The organism is Corallococcus sp. NCSPR001, from assembly GCF_017309135.1.
Classification (GTDB): Bacteria; Myxococcota; Myxococcia; order Myxococcales; family Myxococcaceae; genus Corallococcus.
In genome coordinates, this window is sequence record NZ_JAFIMS010000002.1 from 2453818 (window position 1) to 2469252 (window position 15435).

Here is a 15435-nt window from a genome sequence, read left to right on the forward strand (position 1 = left end):
GCTGGCCGCGGTGCTGCTCCTCGTGAGCGCGCCGGCCGCCTTCGCCGCGCCCGCGGGCCACGACGAGGACGCGCCGGCGGTGGTGGCCGTGGAGCTGCACCTGCCGGAGGGCATGGCCCCGGACGGGCTTTCGGGCCTGGTCACCCTGCGCAAGGGCCAGGCGCTGACGCCGGGCGCGGTGCGCAAGTCGGTGGAGCAGCTGTTCGCCACGGGCCGCTTCGCGGACGTGGTGGCGCTCACGCAGGAGGTTCCCGGCGGCGTGCGGCTGGTGTTCCAGCTCACGCCGCTGCCGCTCCTGTCGCACGTGGCGGTGCGGGGCAACCAGGTGCTCACATCCGGGGAGCTCCTGGAGGCGAGCGGGCTGCTCCAGGGCGGGCCGTTGGATCCGGAGGAGCTGGACACCGCGGCGGACGCGGTGCGCGAGGCCTACCAGCGCAAGGGCTACGACGCCGTCGACATCCAGGTGGAGGAGCGGCCCGTGCCCGCGGGCGGCGTGGCGGTGACGCTGGTGGTGGTGGAGGGCAAGCCCACCCGCGTGCGGCAGGTGACCTTCTCCGGCAGCCCCGCGCTGCCGCTGCCGCGCCTGGTGGAGGCGCTGGGGATGACGCCTGGAGAGGTCTTCGACCGGGCGAAGCTGGACGGGGGCCTGGAGCGGCTGCGCGTGCTCCTGCGCGAGGGCCAGCACTGGCGGGCCTGGGTGGGCACGCCCACCGTCGTCGTGGACGACAGCGAGGCGTCCGTGGCGGTGCCGGTGTCCGCGGGGCCCGCGTTCCACCTGCGCTTCGCGGGCAACCGCCGCCTCCCGGACTCGCTGCTGGCGCGCGTGGTGGCCTACGACGGCGAGGAGGCGATGGACGAGACCGTGGCGGCGCGGCTCGCGCGGCGGCTGGAGGCGTTCTACCGGCGGCGCGGCTTCAACGACGCGCGCGTGCGGGCGCTGGAGGTCATCCGGCCGGACGGCGACGCGGCGGTGCTGGGCTTCCAGGTGGAGGAGGGCGCTCCGCTGCGCGTGGCGGACGTGCGCTTCCACGGCAACGCGGCGCTGTCCTCCGAACTGCTGCGCTCCATGCTCACCAACCAGGTGGCGGCGCTGGAGACGTGGCCGGAGCTGGACCTGCCCATGCGCGAGGACCCCCTGGAGACGGAGGGGCGCGAGCGGCGCTACGACACGAGCGTGGTGTCCCCGCCCGACCCGTCCACCGTCTTCGTGGAGGACGCGTGGCTGGAGGCCGCGGACGCGATGACGACGGCCTACCGCGAGCAGGGCTTCGCGTCCGCGCAGGTGACCTTCCGGGGCCTCACGGTGGATGTGCGCCAGCACAAGGCGGAGGCGGACTTCGACGTGGAGGAGGGGCCCCGGGCGTTGATCCGCGCGCCCATCTTCCTGGGCATCCCGCTGGAGGTGGACCCCGTCTGGGTGAACCTGCTCCTGCCCGTGGGCACGCCGCTGAGCTTCGAGAAGGTGGACCAGGCGCAGGCCGCGCTGGAGCGGGGACTGGGCCGCGAGGGCTACCTCTTCGCGCACGTGAGCAACTCGGTGTCGGTGGAGGAGGGCGGCACCTCCGCGCAGGTGACCTACCGCGTGGACCCGGGGCCTCGCGTGCGCGTGGGTCAGGTGCTGCTCCAGGGGCTGACGCGCTCGGATCCGGACGTGGTGCTGGCGCAGCTGGATTTGAAGACCGGACAACCGCTGTCCGTGGAGGCGCTGGCGGAGGCGCAGCGCCGGCTGTCGCGGCTGGGGCTGTTCCGCCAGGCGGAGGTGTCGCTGGCGGACCCCAACCGCCGCGAGGGCTCCAAGGACGTGCTGGTGACGGTGCAGGAGCGCCCGCGCATCGACGGCGAGGTGTCCGGCGGCTACTTCCTGGTGGACGGTCCCCGCATCACGCTGGACACCGCATGGCGCAACCTGGATGGCCGGGGGCTCAACCTGCTGGCGCGCGGCAAGGTGAACTACGCGGGCGCGAGCGCGGAGGCGCTGTCGTCCTCGCGGCTTCCGGCCGGGTGCTCCACCGGAGAGCTGTCCGGCGAGGCGTGTGACTCCGACCTGGACGGCTTCAGCGGCCTGGGCGGGCGCGGCAACCTGGCGCTGTCCCAGCCCCGGCTGTCCTTCCTGGCGCCGCAGGAGATTGGCGCGCGCCTGGACCTGATTGGCGAGCGCGTGCACCGGCCGTCGTACCTGTCCACGCGCTTCGCGGCGGTGATGGGCGTGGACTGGGCGCTGGCGTCGTGGGTGAACGTGTCGCTCCAGTACGAACTGGAGAACAACCGGCTGCGCTCGCGCGGGGGCGTGCTGGAGCTGATCAATCGCGCGGACCAGGAGCGCCTGCGCTACCCGTACGGCGACTTCGCGCTGCACTCGCTGCGGCCGTCCATGACGTTGGACTTCCGCGACGACCCGGCGAACCCCCGGCGCGGCATGGTGCTCAGCACCAGCGTGGAGTTCATGCGCGGCATCAGCGTCCACCCCACGGACGTCGCGGGCAACCGCGTGCCGGAGTTCCCCATCGACGGCGTGAAGCTGTCCGGCAGCGTGAGCGCGTACGCGCCGCTGGGCCGCCGCGCGAGCGTGGCGGTGAGCGCGCGCGCGGGCACCATCGTGCCGCTGACGCAGGGGGCGCAGAACATCGGGTCCAAGCTGTTCTACCTGGGCGGCTCCTCCAGCCTCCGGGGCTTCCGCGAGGACGGCGTGCTGCCGCAGGACGTGCGCGAGGGGCTGCACCAGCGGCTGGCCGCGTGCCGCGCGGTGATTTCCCCCGCGGGCTGCCCGGATGACTTGAAGGCGGTGCTCGCCGGACAGGTGCCCGCGAGCCAGGGCGGTGAGCTCTTCACGCTGGCCAAGGCGGAGCTGCGCGTGCCGGCCATCGCCGCGGTGGACCTGGGGCTCTTCTTCGAGGCAGGCAACCTGTGGCAGGACCGCACGCTGTTCGACCCGGGCGTGCTGCGCTACGCGGCGGGCGTGGGCCTGCGCTACGTGACGCCCGTGGGCCCGCTGGCCTTCGACGTGGGCTTCAACCTGGACCGCGACGAAGCGCTCAATGAAGCGCCCACGCAGTTCCACTTCAGCATCGGGACGTTCTGACCGGAGGCCTTCGTCCATGCGGACCCACCGTGCGCGCCGTGGAGTGGTTGGGGGCCTGGCCCTGCTGGGCGTGTTCGCGCTCGCGTGTCAGCACGGGCCGGACACGGCCGCGAAGGCGCCGCGCCCCGCGTGGATGCCGCCAGAGGGCACGTGTCCTCGCGGCGCGCAGCTCCAGATGGAGCGGCTGGGGCTGAAGGTGGGGGACCGCATCCCCGTCATCGTGGACAGCATCCAGGACCACCCGGGGCCGGCCCGGTACAACTACAGCTTCGTCATCGCGCTGCCGCAGGCGGAAGGGGAGGCGAAGCTGCCGGGGGCGCGCATCGGCGGGCGGCTCTACGTGACGAAGCACCGCGTGTTCGGCCGGTATGACCGCATCTTCACCCCGGAGAGCGGCGCCACGTCCGTGCCCTTCTGCGGCGTGCTGCTGGACACGCGCTGGGACAAGGACGGCGAGGGGCTCATCGCGTACCCCAGCCCGATGAAGGGCTTCTCCGTGGTGCAGGACAACACCGGCGTCATCCAGGTGGTGGACCGCTACCCGTGAGGCCCGCGCCTCAGTCGACGTGCAGCGTGTAGAAGCGCTCGTCGGAGAACAGCAGGTCGGCGACGCCGAGGCTGAAGGTGAAGTCGCCCGGGCTCGTGGGCTTGCCGGAGAGGATGCCGTCCTTCGTGTCCAGGAGGATGCCCGGCGGCAGCGCTCCGCTCTTCACGCTCCAGTTGCCCGTGCCGCTGGTGCGCACGGTGTAGCTGTAGTCAGAGCCCACGCGGCCCTTGGGCACGGCCTTCGACATCAGCGTGATGGTGCCTGGAGCGCTCGTGAGCGTGATGGAGAGCGAGCCGGTGGTGGACTGGGGCGGCGTGTCGCTGTCCGTCACGGCCACCGTGAACGTCGTCTTCCCGGCCTGGGTCGTGGAGCCGGTGATGAGGCCGTCCGCCGCGAGCGTCAGTCCCGCCGGCAGCGCCTGCCCCTGCGCGAGCGCGAAGGTGTACGGCCGCTTGCCGCCGGTGGCGGAGACGCGCTCGGTGTAGGCGCGATTGTTGACGGCGTCCGCCAGCGGCTCCGGCCCCGCGACCCGCAGCAGCGGACGCACGTGCAGCGTCAGGCTGCCGCTGGCTCGCTTCGTCGGAGTGCTCAGGTCGGTCACCTCCACCGGGAGGACCTGGTCCCCGGCCTGCTTGGGCGCGCCGGTGAGGCGGCCTTCGGTGTCGAGCAGGATGCCCGCGGGCAGCGCGCCGGTGGCGTTGAACGTGTACGGCGGGGTGCCGCCCCGGGCCTGGAGCTGTCCCGAATAGGGAGTGGACTCGATGGCCTCCGGCAGGAGGGGTTCCAGCGCGAGCGCGGCCGGGCCCGCGTCACTGCCGCCCGCGTCCGTGACGCCGGCATCCTCGTCCGTGGCTCCGGCATCCTCGGCTCCGGCATCCACGTCCGTGCCCGTGCCCGCGTCCACGTCCATGCCCGCGTCCGGAGGCTCCACGGGCTCGGGCTCGTCGTCGCAGGGGCCGCCCTCGCCACAGGCCGGCAGACAGCGGTTCTCCGACGGGAGGCACGACGTGCCGGAGGGACAGCCTCCCGCCGCGTCGCACGCGGCGAAGCGCGACAGGTCCGGCGCGAACGTGCATGCCCCCATCGTGAGGACGACCGCACCCGTCAGCGCGGCGAGCAGTTTCCTCATGGCAGCTCCCAGATGAAGGACACCGCGCCGCCGACGCCGAGCAGCGCCCCCGCGCCCAGCAGCACGTTGGACGTCCGCGCCTGATTGCGGCCCGTGCGCAGCCGCGACGCGAAGCAGTCCGCGAAGGCTTCGCCGGCCGCGACGCACTCGCCGCCATTCTTCGACACCTTCGACTCCGTGCTCCGCGCCGCCAGCCCGAAGCCCACGCCCGCGAGGAGCGCCGCGCCGCCCACGCCCCACAACACCCTGGGCAGCATTCGCGAACCCTGGGGCTGCCGCGCGGACGGCGTCGTCACCAGCGGCGACCACACCTGCTGGAGCGCATGCCGCGCGCGCGCGTCGGCCTCGCCCGGCGTCGTGGCGGGGGCCTCGAACTGCGCTCGCGTCTCCGGGCCTCGTGCGTCCGTCACCGTGAGCGCCACGCTGCGCTTGCCTCCCACGCCCAGCGCCACGCCCCGCACCATCCGGCGCACGCCCAGCGCCGAGGCCTGCGCGCTCCGGCACGCCGCGTCGCCACACGCCGCCAGCACGGCGCCCGACCCGCGCAGCCGCGCCATCGTGTCCTCGCGCGACTCCAGGCACGCGTCCGGCAACGCGGCCACCGCGCGCCGCGTGGCGTCCTCCAGCTCGCGCGCGTCCGTGGACGGCAGCGCCAGCCTTTCGAAGGGCATGAGCACCACGCGCGTGTCCGCGTCACAGGGCGCCGACATGCGCAGCACCATCCACAGCAGGGATGCGGGCAGGCTCATGGCGGGCTCAGGGCACCAGCGCGGCGTCGGCCTCGTCCGACGACGGCGTGATGCCGAGGCTCGCCATGTAGCCCCGGTAGAAGCGCGGCCCGAAGGGCACGGAGAAGAGCTTGTCGCGCATCGCGTCCTGCACCGCGCCCCGGGCCGCCACGCTGGCGTCGTGCCAGGGCAGGCCGCCCGCGTCCACCACCTCCGACGCGCGGCTGATGGCGAAGGGCGCCTCCCGTCCGCTGCCCCGCAGGTAGTAGCCGCGGCCCACGGGCAGGGCCACCACCAGCGGACGCTCGCGCTCCTTGTGCAGCTCCACCACGCGGAGGCCGCGCGAGTCCTCCACCCACAGCCGGCCCGCCAGGCCCGTGGGCACCATCAGATAGCCCAGCGACGCGGCGTCCCCCAGGTCCGTCAGCGCGAACGCGCGATTGAGCGCGGGCGGCTGGATGAACACGTTCGGCTGGCCCCGCACGTCGTTCGTGCCCTGGCTGGCGGCGGCCACGAAGGCCCGCAGCTCCGCGTAGTCCACCTTGCCGTCCCCGTTGACGTCCCCCGCGCCCGACAGCGCCGAGCGCACCATGTGGCTGAAGACGCCGGAGCGGATGGCGCTCCACTCCTGGCTCTCCTGCTCCGAGGCCGTGGACAGCACCACGCCCACCTGCGGGAAGCGCTCCAGCTCGCGGTTGCCCAGAAGCCCCTTCACCGCGTCCACGTACGCGGGGCCCACCGGCAGCGCGCCGCGCGAGTGCACGAAGAAGTACGAATCACACGCGTCCACGATGAGCTGGAGGAAGGACGCCTTGCTGGGCGCCACCACGCGCTCGTAGAGCTCCGTGCGCGTCAGGGGGCCGTCGAGCAGGCTCACGGAGCCCTCGCCCGCGGCGCCGCGCTTGCCGTGGCCCACGAACACGAAGGTCAGCACCGGCACGGCGCCCTTCGCCCGGTCCTCCGCCATGCGGGTGTTCAGGCGGGCGAGCGCGGACGCCAGCGCGGGGTGCGTGGGCGGGCGCGTCTTCGCGGCGAGCCCCGGGTGCAGGGCCTGGGTCTCCGCGTCCAGCACGCTCAGCAGCACCACCTCGCGCGAGCGGGGCGCGAACAGCTCGTAGTACCGGGCGCCGTCGTCGTCCGCGTAGCGCAGGGGGGCCTGGGACGCTCCGATGCCCGTGTTGCTGGCCACGATGAGGGCGTAATGCACCTGCTCCGGCGCGGCGCTCGCGGCGGTTCCGGCCAGGAGGAAAAGAACACCCAGGACCAGGGGCCTGTGAGGGGGCATAGGCATCAAGGGTTTGCGCGATGCGCTGTGCGAAAGAATGCCACGGGGCGCAACCGACAATCCACCGGACGGCGCTCGCGACAACACGCAGATGACGGGACCGCGACGGTCGCGGTAAGCCCTTGAGGGATGGAGTGGGATGACGACACGTTGCGCCGTTTTCGCGAAGGCACCCCGGAGGTGCTGGCGGAAGTGTATCGCGCGCACGCGGAGCCGCTCGCTCGCCTGCTCAAGGCGGCCGCATGGCGGGGAGCCTTCACCCGTCTGAGGAACGCGATGGAGTTGGAGAACACGCTGTTGGAGACCTTCGCCCGCGCCTTCGAGCCGCGCACGCGCGCCGCCTACAACGGCACGCGTCCCTATGCCCACTTCCTGATGGGCATCGCGCGCAACGTGCTGCTGGAGCAGTCGCGCGAGCGCGAGATGGTGGGCCGCGACGAGGCCTTCGAGGGGCTCACCGAGTCCTCCTCCGAGGAGGGCGGGCTGGACGAGCTGTTGGAGGACCGCGAGGTGGAGGCGCTGCTCGCGGCGTTCAAGGGCGGCCTGTCGCGCGAGGAACACCGGCTGTTCGAGCTGCGCTTCGGTGAAGGCCTTCCCCAGGAGGAGGCCGCCACGGCGCTGGGGCTCACGCGCATCCAGGTGCGGCGGCGCGAGTTCGGGTTGAAGTCCCGGTTGCTGGGGTTCCTCCAGTCGAAGGGGTACCTCGAGGACCTGGAGACGCAGGGCTGGAGCTTCTTCAAGAGGCGGGGTGCGCGATGAGGGGATGTGACGACCGCCGGGCGAAGCAGGCCATGGCCGCGCTCTTCGAGAAGGGCCGCGACGGGCTGGACGCGGACGGCTTCGAGCGCCTGCGCGCGCACCTGGCCACCTGTCCCGGGTGTCAGGAGACGTACACGCGGCTGACGCGCGTGGAGTCGGTGCTGGAGCGGCGGGCGCTGCCCCAGTCCCGGAGCGCGCTCCTGGAGCAGGCGCTGTTCGCCAGGCTCCAACCCGCCCCCGCGCGCGCGGTGGCCGCGCCCGAGCGCGGGAGGTGGTTCGCGTCCCCGCTCTTCATGCCCCTGGCGCTGAGCGCCGCCGCCGCGACCGTGGCGCTGGTCGTCGTGGCGCCGTCGATGGAGCGGCCCGGGCAACAGGACGTGCCGGAGTGGCAGGCGCGCTCGTCCGCGCCGGGCGAAGGGGCCTGGGGCGTGCGCGCCTTCTGCGTCTCACCCGAGGGCACGGTGCTGGCGGAGGCCCGCCCCGGTGGGACGCTGACGTGCGCGGAGGGCAACGCGGTGCAGTTCAGCTACACCGCGCCGGAGCGTGTGCGCCTGTCGCTGGAGGGGCTGCCCTCCGGAGGCGAGCCGCTGCGCTTCTTCCCGAGCGAGGGGCCGGCCCCGGAGGTCGCCGCGGGCGTGGACGTCACGCTGCCCTTCAGCACGCCCGTGCAGGGCGGATGGCTCACGGGCCCCGTGCCGGTGCGCGCGCGCTTCACGGACGCGCAGGGCCGCACCGTCGCGGACACGCAGGTCACGCTCAAGCCGCGCTGAGCGGCTTCGACGCACTTCCCCACGAGCGAACAACCCCCCTCCCGTGCGAGCACAGGAGGGGGGCGGGGACTGCCGTGCCTTGTGGGGTCCGTGAGTGACCACGGACGCGGGACGCGGCGGTCCACTTTCCATGTCCGCTCTCCTCTGGTGTGTCGCGAGCGCGGTCGCGTGGATCGCCGCCATAACGGATTGTTCTGTAGTGGCTGAATCCGTCGGACTGTCGGGGAAGCGGGGCTTCCCCACCCCCGGCGGTGACAGTGTCCGGAGCGCGGGCGGGCCCGGGGTGGGTCGCCGGTATACAGTCGCGGTGTGTTCTACGCGTGTGTGCGGGCGGTGGTGGCGCTGGCGCTGCGGCTCTTCTACCGGGTGAAGGTGAATGCCCCGGGCGAGGCGCCCTCCGGGCCGGTGCTCTTCGTGGGCAACCATCCGAACGGGCTCATCGACCCGGCGTTGGTGTTCATCCTCACGCGGCGCCAGGTGACGTTCATGGCCAAGGCGCCGCTGTTCAAGCTGCCCGTCATCGGCTGGCTGTTGAAGGGGCTGGACGCGCTGCCGGTGTATCGCAAGCAGGACGACCCGACGCAGATGGGGCGCAACGAGGGCACGCTGGAGGCGGCGAAGGGCGCGCTCGTGCAGGGGCGGGCCATCACCATCTTCCCGGAGGGCAAGAGCCACTCGGAGCCGGAGCTGGCGGAGCTGAAGACGGGGGCGGCGCGCATTGCGCTCAACGCCGCGCGCGAGGGCGCCCCGGTGCGCATCGTCCCGGTGGGGCTCACCTACGCGGAGAAGAACGTCTTTCGCAGCGAGGTGCTCATCGACCAGGGAGCGCCCATCGACGTGACGGCCTTCCTTCCGAAGGACGCGGCGTCGGAGCAGGACTCGGTGCGCGCGCTGACGGAGCGGGTGGCGGAGGGCCTGCGCTCGGTGACGTTGAACCTGGAGCAGTGGGCGGACCTGCCGGTGGTGCAGGTGGCGGAGCAGCTCTACGCCTTCCGCCAGGGCGGCGCGCTGGACGCGGAGCGGCTGCGGCTGTGGGCGCGCGGGGTGCGGCTGTTCCGGACGCAGGAGCCGGAGCGCTACGCGCGCCTGCATCAGCACCTGTCCTCGTTCGGCCACCGGATGTCGCTGGTGCAGGCCACGCGGCCGGAGGAGCTGTCCGTGCAGTACCGCCCGGGCAACGTGGTGCCGTTCGCGGTGAAGACGCTGGCGCGGCTCGTGTTCGGGCTGCCGCTGTTCGCGCTGGGGCTGGCGGTGTTCGCGCTTCCGTATCCGCTGCCCCGGATGGCGGCGCGCAGGGCGGAGCTGGACATCCAGGCCACGGTGAAGTTCCTCACCGCGGTGGTGGTGTCCATCGTGTGGTGGTGGGGCCTGACGGCGGTCGCGGCGGTGTGGGGCGGGTGGGCGTGGGGGCTGGGGACCTTCGTGGGCATCCCGCCGCTGGCGCTGTTCACGCTGTCCTTCGCGGAGCGCTGGGACGCCACCCGGCATGACCTGGAGCTGTTCTTCACGCTGGGCAACCGGAAGCGCCTGAAGGCCCGGCTGCTCGCGGAAGGGGAGCGGCTGGCGGGCGAGGTGGAGCAACTGGCGGAGGAGTACCGGCCGAAGCTCGACGCGTCCGTCGCCCGGTAGCGGAGGGCGCGGGCGGACCGGAAGATCCGCCGATGCCGTCGAAAGGCCCGCCCTCCTGTTGGACCTGGCCCGGTCGTTAGGTTCCCTCTCCAAGGGAATCAACACGAGGAGCAGGGCAATGGCGGCATACGACGTGGTCATCGTGGGAGGCGGCCCGGGCGGGCTCAACGCCGCGCTGTACCTGGGGCGCGGGCGCAAGAAGGTGCTGCTCTGTGACGCGGGCACGCCGCGCAACGCGGCGGCGGAGCACATGCACGGCTTCGGTTCGCGCGACGGCATCCCGCCACCGGAGTTCCGGCGCATCAGCCGCGAGCAGCTGAAGGCCTATCCCAACGTGGAGGTGCGCGACACGCGCGTGGGCTCCGTGGAGAAGCACGAGGGCGGCTTCCGCGTGGCCCTGGGCGACGGCACGTCTGTGGAGGCCCGGCGCCTGCTGCTGGCGATGGGCGTGGTGGACGTCATGATGGACATCCCCGGCTACAAGGAGCTGTGGGGGCCCAGCATCTTCCAGTGTCCCTACTGTCACGGCTGGGAGATCAAGGACCAACCGTTCGCCATGCTGGCGAAGAACCCGCAGTACCTGGACGGCGCCCCCATCATCCAGAACTGGTCCAGGGACCTCATCGTCTTCACCCACGGCGCCTTCGAGGTGCCCGCGGAGCAGCGTGAGCGGCTCCAGGCCCTGGGCATCCCGCTGGAGGAGCGGAGGATCCGCGCGCTGCATGGCAAGGACGGGCGCCTGGCGGAGGTGGAGCTGGAGGACGGGACGCGCATCGCCCGGAGCGTGATGTTCTCCGCGCCGCCGCAGAAGCAGCACGACCTGGTGACGCGGCTGGGGCTGGAGCTGGATGACCTGGGCTACGTGAAGGTGGGCCCCACGGGCGAGACGTCCGTGCCCGGCGTCGTCGCGGTGGGCGACATGACCACGCCGATGCAGGCGGCCATCGCGGCGGCCAGCGCGGGCACCATCGCCGCGGCGATGATGAACCACGCCCTCATCCTGGAGGACGCGGACCGCCGCTACACGGAGGTGACGGGGAAGCCCGCCCCCTCACGGCAGAAGGGGCACTGAAGCCCGTCAGTGCGCGGACGGCGCGCGGTGCTGCTTGCGCCACGCGGCGGGCGTGAGCCCCTCCGCGCGCCGGAACAGGCGGATGAAGTGCGTGGGGTCCGCGTAGCCCACGCGCTCCGCGATGATGTCCACGCGCTCGTCCGTGGACATCAGCCGCCGCCGCGCCTCCGCCATCCGTCCGGAGATGATCCACTCCACCACGCTGCGGCCCGTGGCCTGCTTCAGCGCGGTGGTGACGTGCGCGGGGGAACGGCCCACGGCGGCGGCCACCTCGCGCAGCGAGATGGGCTCCAGGCAGTGCCGTTCAATGAACGTGAGCGCGTCCCCCGCGAGCGACGCCCGCGACTCCACCGGCGTCCACGTGCTGGAGCGGCCCACCTCCGCGAGCACCAGGGAGAAGAGGCTGCGCGTCACCTGCTCCCCCAGCGCGCGGTGCGGTGCGCGCGTCTCCGCGTGCAGCTCCGACAACAGCCGCACCAGGTGCTCCTGGCGCCCGGACGGAATCGGCACGACGGCGGCGGCGCCCTGGCGCACGCGCTCGAAGGGCTCCAGCAGGGGCCCCACCTCCGTGTGCGTGAAGGCGGACGGATGGAACCCGAGCCCCCAGACCTCCGCCCGCTCGGCCGCCACCGTGCGGTGCTTCTCACCGGCGGGGATGAGCATCACGTCGCCCGCGGACACCGTCAGCCGGGTGCGCTGGTCGATGACCGCCCGGCCCCCCGTGTAGAGCGCGAGCACGGCCTGCGGATGCGAGGAGGCGTGGGGGGAGGGCGCCTGCTGGGCGTGGCCGCAGGCGACGACCAGGGTGCTCGATGGCGTCTCCCAGCCGTGTACCGGGTGTGAATGCGCGACCGCCACGAACGCCTCCGCTTCATGCGCTGGCGGGCAGTGAACCTGCCCACGCCGTTGAACAGGGCTCGGATGCATTCCAAGCCCGGGCGTTTCAACCTGGGCGCTAGCCCTGCTGCGCGCGGGGCACCGCGTCCCGGAACAGCCTCGAGCCCACGAGGAGCGCCAGGCCGCCCAGCAGCACCGGCACCGCGTTGATGGCGATGGCGGTGTGGAGGCTGGACATGTCGGCGATCTGCCCGATGAGCGTGGGCGAGATGGCGTCGCCCAGCATGTGGATGCACAGCACGTTGAGGCCCATGGCGAAGGCGCGGAACGCGGGCGGCACGCAGTTGACGATGGCCGCGTTGATGGGGCCGCTGTTGAGGAAGATGAGGAACTGCGCCACGCCAATGGCCGCGAACGTCAGCGTCGTGTCCTGCAGGTTCACCGCCAGGTACATGCACGGCGCCGCGAGCACCAGGCCGATGCCGGACAGCCACAAGCCGCCACCCGCGCGCTTGCGGTCCATCTTGTCGCCCAGCCATCCACCGGCCACGGTGCCGGTGAGGCCCGCCACCGCCGTGATGGCGCCGAACACCAGGCCCACGCGGCCCGGGTGCTCCAGCCACAGGTGCCGCTCACGCACCAGGTACGTGGGCATCCAGAACGCCAGGCCGCCAATGGAGAACGTCATCAGCGTGTAGCCCGCCGTCGTGGCCCAGAAGGCCATGTTGCGGCCCAGCCCCTTGAGGCCCTCCATGAACGGCAGCTTCACCGCCGCGTCCGGCCCGTCCATGGCGCCGCGCTGGGGCTCCGGCATGAAGAACGCCATGGTGCCCAGCACCAGCCCCGGCACGCCGCCCGCGAAGAACGCCGCGTGCCACGAATACGTCTGCGTCAGCCACCCGCCCAGGCCGTAGCCCATGGCGGAGCCCACCGGGATGGCGATGTAGAAGTACGACAGCATCCGCGTGCGCTGCTCGCGCGGATACAGGTCGGAGATGATGGACGGCGCCACCGCGCCATAGCCCGCCTCGCCAATGCCAATCACCGCGCGCGCCAGCAGCAGCGCCGTGAAGCTGGACGCCAGGCCGCTGGCCCCCGTGGCCAGGCTCCACAGGATGACGCCCCCCGCGACCAGGAGCCGGCGGGGGATGCGGTCCCCCAGGAAGCCGCCCAGGGGCGACGCCAGCATGAACACGATGATGAAGACGGTGCCCAGCAGGCCGGACTGCGCGTCGTTGATGCCGAAGTCCTTCTGAATCTCCGGCAGCGCGACGGCGATGATGTACCGGTCGAGGTAGTTGACCAGGTTGATCAGCGTGAGGATGAACAGCGCGTAGCCCGCGCGCACGGACTGCGTGGCGTGCGAGCTGGACGGAGCGACGGGGGAGGAGGCGTTCATGAGCGGGAGGAGCCGGAGCCGAAGCGGTGTGCCAGGAGGCCCCAGCGCAGGCCGCGGTCGCTCACGCGGCACGCATCCAGGCCCAGCGCCTTCACCACTTCACGCAGGATGAGGGCGCCCGCGGGGATGACGTCCGCGCGCTTGGGCTGGAGCCCGGGCAGCGTCCGCCGCGCGTCCAGGGGCATGGCGCACAGCCGGTCCGTGAGCGCGTCCAGTTCGCCCCGGGACAGCGTGCCGCCATGGACCGCTTCCGCGTCGTAGGTCGCCATCTGGTGCTGCACGGCGTACAGCGTCGTCACCGTGCCGGCCACGCCCACCAGCATGGCGCCGGGGGGAGGCGAGGGCAGGGCGGAGAAGGTGTCGCGCAGGTGCGCCTCGATGGCGCCGCGCTCGTCGGGGGACAGCGGGTCGGTGCGCACGTAGCGCTCCGTGAGCCGCACGGCGCCCACGTCGAAGCTGTGGCGGAAGGCCACCGTGTCGGCGTCGCTGCCGTAGATGAGCTCCGTGGACCCACCGCCAATGTCCACCACCAGCAGCGGCCCCGCGGCCTCGCTGGAGAAGTCCTGCGCCACCGCGGCGAAGGACAGCTGCGCCTCCATCTCCCCGGGGATGATCTCCACCGTCACGTCCGCGCGGGCCTTGGCCTGGGCGATGAAGTCCGCGCCGTTCGTCGCGTCGCGCGCGGCGCTGGTGGCGGACACGGCGATGGCTTCCGCGCCCAGCTCCCGGGCCTCGTTGGCGAAGGCCACCAGCACGGAGAGCGTGGCCTCCATGCCTTCGGAGGACAGCACGCGGTGGGTGTCCACGCCCCGGCCCAGGCGGGTGATTTCGGCGCGCTCCACCACGGCCTGGAAGCGGCCGTCCGGCTGGCGGTCCGCCACCAGCAGCAGCACGGAGTTGGTCCCGATATCGATGGATGCGAAGCGAGGCATTCCGCGAACACTACTCAACGCAGCAGCGCTTCCAAAGCACGCACCAGGGCCTCGTAGTCCGCCGGGGTGTTGTACAGCTGCGCGGACAGCCGCAGGTGCCGCCTGGGCGCCCGGGGCCAGGCCGTGACGGGGATTTCGATGTGGTGCTCCTCGAACAGGCGCACATGGAGCGGGTCCACGTAGAGCGGCGGCTCGGGGCGCTCCGGGAAGCCGTCCGGCAGGGCCACGCACGCCATGCTGCCCACCATGGACTCCGGGCACAGCGGCGTCGCGTTGCCCAGCTTCGCGTCCAGCCTCCGCCGGGCGTCCAGCACCTTCTCCCGGTTGGACGCCATCACCTCCGGCCACCCGCCCGGAACGAGTCCCGCCATGAAGCGGATCACGGTGGGGATGCACAGGAAGGGCGTGGGGTCGACCGTGCCCACCCAGTCGAACTCCAGCCGGAAGCGCGAGCGGTCCGTGCGCGGCGAGTTGTGCCCGTGGCTCACCACCATGGGCTTGAAGTCCCGCTGCAGGTCGCGGCGCACGTACAGGAACGCGGCGCCCTTGGGCGCGCACAGCCACTTGTGGCAGTTGCCCGTGTAGTACGCCGCGCCCAGCTCCTGGAGCGCCAGCGGCACCATGCCCGGCCCGTGCGCGCCGTCCACCAGCGTCTCCACGCCCTGCTCACGCAAGCGGCGCACCAGCTCCGCCAGCGGCATGACCAGCGCCGTCTGGCTGGTGATGTGGTCCACGAGCAACAGCCGCGTGCGCGGCGTCACCTGCGCCATCACCGCGTCCACCACCGACTCCGGCGACGTCACGGGCCAGGGCAGCTTCGCCACCACCACCTTCACGCCCTTTTCGGCGGCGACCACGTCCAGCGCGTTCTTTGACGCGTTGTATTCGTTGTCCGTGGTGAGCAACTCGTCGCCGGGCTGGAAGCGCAGGTTGCGCAGCACGGTGTTCACGCCCGTGGTGGCGTTGGGCACGAACGCCAGATCATCCGGGTCCGCGCCCACGAACGCCCCGAGCGCGGCGCGCGCCTCGTTCAGGAGCGGCTCCAGCTCACGCGCGAGGAAGCGCACGGGCTCCGACTCCAGCCGGGCCCGCAGCTCCGACTGGTGCTGGAGCACCGGCCTGGGGCAGGCGCCGAACGAGCCGTGGTTGAGGAAGACGACCTGGGGGTCCAACCCCCAGTGGGTCTTGTGGGCGGGGAGGGGAGCGCTCATGAGGCGCGCAATGCACCCCGGCGCGTCCCCCCTGTCAACGGACGCCCGCCGTGACGGA

Annotated in this window: 13 protein-coding genes; 6 read left to right on the top strand and 7 right to left on the bottom strand. The window is 72.5% G+C overall.

Annotated elements, in window-relative coordinates; genetic code table 11:
- The first annotated feature begins 112 nt into the window (after nucleotides 1-112).
- Both JYJ93_RS12080 and JYJ93_RS12085 read left to right on the top strand, forming a co-directional pair.
- The gene (locus tag JYJ93_RS12080; protein ID WP_242544341.1) at nucleotides 113-3079 is read left to right on the top strand and encodes a POTRA domain-containing protein; all 2967 of its coding nucleotides are present in this window, start codon (nucleotides 113-115) and stop codon (nucleotides 3077-3079) included.
- Nucleotides 3080-3095: 16 nt separating this feature from the next.
- Complete coding sequence (locus tag JYJ93_RS12085) at nucleotides 3096-3626, top strand: hypothetical protein (RefSeq protein ID WP_206789907.1); 531 nt, start codon at nucleotides 3096-3098, stop codon at nucleotides 3624-3626.
- Nucleotides 3627-3636: 10 nt separating this feature from the next.
- On the opposite strand, the gene JYJ93_RS12090 is transcribed toward JYJ93_RS12085, so the two are convergent.
- The 3 genes from JYJ93_RS12090 to JYJ93_RS12100 are packed head-to-tail and all read right to left on the bottom strand — an operon-like array spanning nucleotide 3637 to nucleotide 6768.
- Nucleotides 3637-4755, bottom strand: a complete 1119-nt coding sequence (locus tag JYJ93_RS12090; RefSeq protein WP_206789909.1) for an Ig domain-containing protein — start codon at nucleotides 4753-4755, stop codon at nucleotides 3637-3639.
- Complete coding sequence (locus JYJ93_RS12095; protein WP_206789912.1) at nucleotides 4752-5504, bottom strand: hypothetical protein; 753 nt, start codon at nucleotides 5502-5504, stop codon at nucleotides 4752-4754. Before JYJ93_RS12095 ends, JYJ93_RS12090 begins: the two co-directional genes overlap by 4 nt.
- Nucleotides 5505-5511: 7 nt before the next feature.
- Nucleotides 5512-6768, bottom strand: coding sequence for a hypothetical protein (locus tag JYJ93_RS12100; RefSeq protein ID WP_206789914.1), 1257 nt, complete (start codon nucleotides 6766-6768; stop codon nucleotides 5512-5514).
- A 150-nt stretch (nucleotides 6769-6918) separates the two neighbouring features.
- Here JYJ93_RS12100 and JYJ93_RS12105 point away from each other — a divergent pair, with 150 nt between their 5' ends.
- The 4 genes from JYJ93_RS12105 (at nucleotide 6919) to JYJ93_RS12120 (ending at nucleotide 10998) form a co-directional block, all read left to right on the top strand.
- Nucleotides 6919-7527: a sigma-70 family RNA polymerase sigma factor gene (locus JYJ93_RS12105; RefSeq protein WP_242543777.1), complete on the top strand. Its 609-nt coding sequence runs from the start codon at nucleotides 6919-6921 to the stop codon at nucleotides 7525-7527.
- Nucleotides 7524-8297 (top strand): hypothetical protein, encoded by a 774-nt coding sequence (locus tag JYJ93_RS12110; RefSeq protein ID WP_206789925.1) that lies wholly within the window; start codon nucleotides 7524-7526, stop codon nucleotides 8295-8297. The genes JYJ93_RS12105 and JYJ93_RS12110 overlap by 4 nt, the downstream gene beginning before the upstream one ends.
- A 309-nt stretch (nucleotides 8298-8606) precedes the next feature.
- Nucleotides 8607-9926, top strand: a complete 1320-nt coding sequence (locus JYJ93_RS12115) for a lysophospholipid acyltransferase family protein (RefSeq protein ID WP_206789934.1) — start codon at nucleotides 8607-8609, stop codon at nucleotides 9924-9926.
- 118 nt (nucleotides 9927-10044) lie between these two features.
- Nucleotides 10045-10998: an NAD(P)/FAD-dependent oxidoreductase gene (locus JYJ93_RS12120; protein WP_206789936.1), complete on the top strand. Its 954-nt coding sequence runs from the start codon at nucleotides 10045-10047 to the stop codon at nucleotides 10996-10998.
- Nucleotides 10999-11004: 6 nt separating this feature from the next.
- Here the strand turns inward: JYJ93_RS12120 and JYJ93_RS12125 are convergent, their stop codons facing one another.
- The 4 genes from JYJ93_RS12125 to JYJ93_RS12140 all read right to left on the bottom strand — a co-directional run bounded on the left by JYJ93_RS12125 (nucleotide 11005) and on the right by JYJ93_RS12140 (nucleotide 15377).
- Nucleotides 11005-11856 carry an AraC family transcriptional regulator gene (locus tag JYJ93_RS12125; RefSeq protein ID WP_206789938.1) on the bottom strand — a complete coding sequence of 284 codons (852 nt, stop codon included), beginning with the start codon at nucleotides 11854-11856 and terminating at the stop codon, nucleotides 11005-11007.
- Nucleotides 11857-11953: 97 nt separating this feature from the next.
- A complete protein-coding gene (locus tag JYJ93_RS12130) occupies nucleotides 11954-13234 on the bottom strand; it encodes an MFS transporter (RefSeq protein ID WP_206789946.1) in 1281 nt (426 codons plus the stop codon).
- Nucleotides 13231-14166, bottom strand: a complete 936-nt coding sequence (locus JYJ93_RS12135) for a Ppx/GppA phosphatase family protein (protein WP_206789948.1) — start codon at nucleotides 14164-14166, stop codon at nucleotides 13231-13233. The genes JYJ93_RS12130 and JYJ93_RS12135 overlap by 4 nt, the downstream gene beginning before the upstream one ends.
- A gap of 14 nt (nucleotides 14167-14180) precedes the next feature.
- A complete protein-coding gene (locus JYJ93_RS12140) occupies nucleotides 14181-15377 on the bottom strand; it encodes an aminotransferase class V-fold PLP-dependent enzyme (protein WP_206789950.1) in 1197 nt (398 codons plus the stop codon).
- Between the last annotated feature and the right edge of the window lie 58 nt (nucleotides 15378-15435).